Origin of the sequence: Denitromonas halophila, from assembly GCF_007625155.1 — a bacterium.
Classification (GTDB): Bacteria; Pseudomonadota; Gammaproteobacteria; order Burkholderiales; family Rhodocyclaceae; genus Nitrogeniibacter; species Nitrogeniibacter halophilus.
This window is the reverse complement of sequence record NZ_VMNK01000034.1, coordinates 1-2795: the sequence shown is the minus strand read 5'-3', so window position 1 is coordinate 2795 and position 2795 is coordinate 1. Positions and strand designations below refer to the sequence as shown.

The window sequence follows — 2795 nt, the reverse complement described above, 5'->3', positions numbered from 1 at the left end:
CGCACCGGCTTGGACAGTGCATCGCGTCGGAACGGATCGCCCAGCTCGCGGGTACACATGATCTCGATGATGGTCGTCTTGCCCTCGTTCATCTGCGCGTCGATGGCCTTCTTGAGCGCCGGGCCCACGTCCTCGATCTTGTCGACCGTCACCCCCTCGGCGCCCATGGCGCGAGCGATCTCGGCAAAGGACGTGTTGTCCAGCTCACCGGCGACAAAGCGACGGTTGTAGAAGTCCACCTGGTTCTTCTTCTCCGCACCCCACTGACGGTTGTGGAAGACCACCGCCGTGACCGGAATGTTGTGACGCACGCAGGTCATGGTTTCCATCAGGCTCATGCCCCAGGCGCCGTCACCGGCGTAAGAGATGGCCGGACGATCGGGCGCGGCCGCCTTGGCACCGATGATGGTCGGGAAGGCGTAACCGCAGTTACCGAAGCTCATCGCCGCGAAGAAAGAGCGCGGCTCCTCGAAACGCAGATAACTGTTGGCCACCGAGTTGATGTTGCCAATGTCGGTCGACACCATCGCCCGCGGCGGCATCGCCTTCTCCAGCTCGCGCAGCACCTGACGCGGGTGCAGATAATCGCCACCCTGGAAGGTCTTCTCTTTCGCGTTCTCCTCGATCATGTCCAGGCTGAACGCATCCTTCTCGTGGGTCCACTCGTCCAGCTCCTTCTCCCACGCCGCCTTCTCGTTGGCGATGATCGCTGCGCGCTCGGCACGGTTGGCGTCACACACCAGATCCTTGCCATCCAGACGCGCGGTCAGCGCAATGGCCGCGGCTTTCGCGTCGCCGCAGATGCCCACCGAGATCTTCTTCACCAGACCCAGCATCTTGTTGTCCGCGTCGATCTGAATGATCTTCGCCTGCTTGGGCCAGTAATCCATGCCGTGCTGGGGCAGCGTGCCGAAGGGGCCCAGACGCGAACCCAGCGCGATCACCACATCGGCCTGCGCCATCAGCTTCATCGCCGCCTTGGAACCCTGGTAACCCAGCGGGCCGCACCACAGCGGATGGCTGGCGGGGAAAGAGTCGTTGTGCAGATAGCTGTTCACCACCGGGGCGCCCAGACGCTCGGCCAGTGCCTTGCACTCCTCGACCGCCCCCGACATCACCACACCACCGCCCGAGATGATCACCGGGAACTTGGCCGTGGCCAGCAGCGCAGCGGCGTCATTGAGCGACTGCTCGCCACCGGGGCCGCGATCCAGACGCGAGGGCTTCGGAATCTCGCAGGTGATCTCGCCGTAGAAATAGTCACGCGGAATGTTCAGCTGCGTCGGGCCCATCTCGCTCATCGCCCGATCGAAACAGCGCCCCGTGTACTCCGCCATCCGCGCCGGGTGCGTCACATGGCCCTGGTACTTCGTGAACTCCTGGAACATCGGCAGCTGATTGCACTCCTGGAAACCGCCCAGACCCATCGTGCCCGTGCCCGTCTCCGGCGTGATCATCACCACCGGCGTGTGCGCCCAGTACGCAGCAGCAATGGCCGTCACACAGTTCGAGATGCCCGGCCCGTTCTGGCCGATCACCACGCCATGGCGACCCGACACCCGCGCATAGCCATCGGCCATGTGCGCCGCGCCCTGCTCGTGCACCACCGGCACCAGACGGATGCCCGCCGGTGCAAAAATATCCATCGCATCCATGAAGGCCGAGCCCATGATGCCGAACATGTCCGTCACCCCGTTGGAGACCATGGTCTCCACAAAGGCCTCGGACGGGGTCATCTTGGTCGGGCCAGTGGGCACCGAACGGTTGGCTTGGGTGTGCTGATCACTCATGATTGTCTCTCTCCGGTTTGGGGTTCTACTCGTCGATCAAGAAATAAGCGGTACAAAAAGTTCCGAAAAACGAGATATGTCCGAACTGTAGGCATGAGTTGATCCGCCGTCAAGCAAAAAAACAAAAAACGAAACATATTGTCTTGATAACTGCAATTCACTATGATGGGCCTCACATGAACACACAGACCACCCCCTCGCAAACCGAACTGCCCCGCATCGACGGCGACACGCCGACGCTGCGCCTGTTCGGGCTGCTCGAAGTGATCGCCGCCAAGGACCAGTTCTTCTCGCTGCAAAGCCTGGTAGAAGAGACCGGCATCCCCAAGCCCACGCTGCACCGCATGCTCGGGCAACTCGACGCGGCGGGCATGATCCAGAGGGACGGCGACGGTAGGCACTACAGCGTGGGCGTGCGTCTGAGGCGCCTGGCCGAGAACCTGCTGTTGAACAACACCGTGCACGGCGCGCGCCATGTGGTGCTGCGCCAGCTGGTTGAAGAAGTGGGCGAGAGCTGCAACATCACCGCCTTCTCGGGCAGCGAAGTGCTGTATCTGGACCGGGTCGAGACGGCCGCGCCGCTGCGCTTCTACCTGCACCCCGGCTCACGCGTGCCGGCGCACTGCTCGGCCAGCGGCAAGCTCTTCCTCGCGCAGATGAGCCCGGCCCAACGGCGTCGCCTGCTCGCGCATGTGCCGCTCGAGCGCTTTACCCCCAAGACGCTCACCACGCTCGATGCGCTTGACGACGAGATCGAAACGGTCAAGCGCCAGGGCTACGCGCTGGATGACGAAGAATTCCTGCCCGGGCTGATCTGCGCCGCGGTGCTGGTGCCGCGCAAGAACGGGCGCTCGAACATGGGCATCGCCATTCAGGCGCCGATCATGCGGCTCAACCACGACAAGGTGCTCACGCTACTGCCGGCGCTCAAGAAAGCCGCCAAGGCCCTCGCCGACATCGAGACGCAGGCAGAGAACGAATTGCAGCACAGCGCCTGAGCGGGGG

General features: G+C 63.2%; 2 protein-coding genes. One reads left to right on the top strand and one right to left on the bottom strand.

Features of this window, described 5'->3' with window-relative positions; translation table 11 throughout:
• Window positions 1–1790 (bottom strand): sulfoacetaldehyde acetyltransferase (gene xsc / locus FHP91_RS21045; protein WP_144311404.1); only part of this gene is annotated, 1790 nt, incomplete at its 3' end.
• 176 nt (window positions 1791–1966) lie between these two features.
• On the opposite strand from xsc, the gene FHP91_RS21040 reads away from it, so the two are divergent.
• On the top strand, window positions 1967–2788 hold the full coding sequence (locus FHP91_RS21040; RefSeq protein ID WP_144311403.1) for an IclR family transcriptional regulator: 822 nt from the start codon (window positions 1967–1969) through the stop codon (window positions 2786–2788).
• Window positions 2789–2795 lie beyond the last annotated feature (7 nt).

Excerpts from the sequence above, each read along its gene's own strand:
- FHP91_RS21040 (WP_144311403.1), top strand. The coding sequence starts at position 1,967 with ATGAACACACAGACCACCCCCTCGCAAACCGAACTGCCCCGCATCGAC.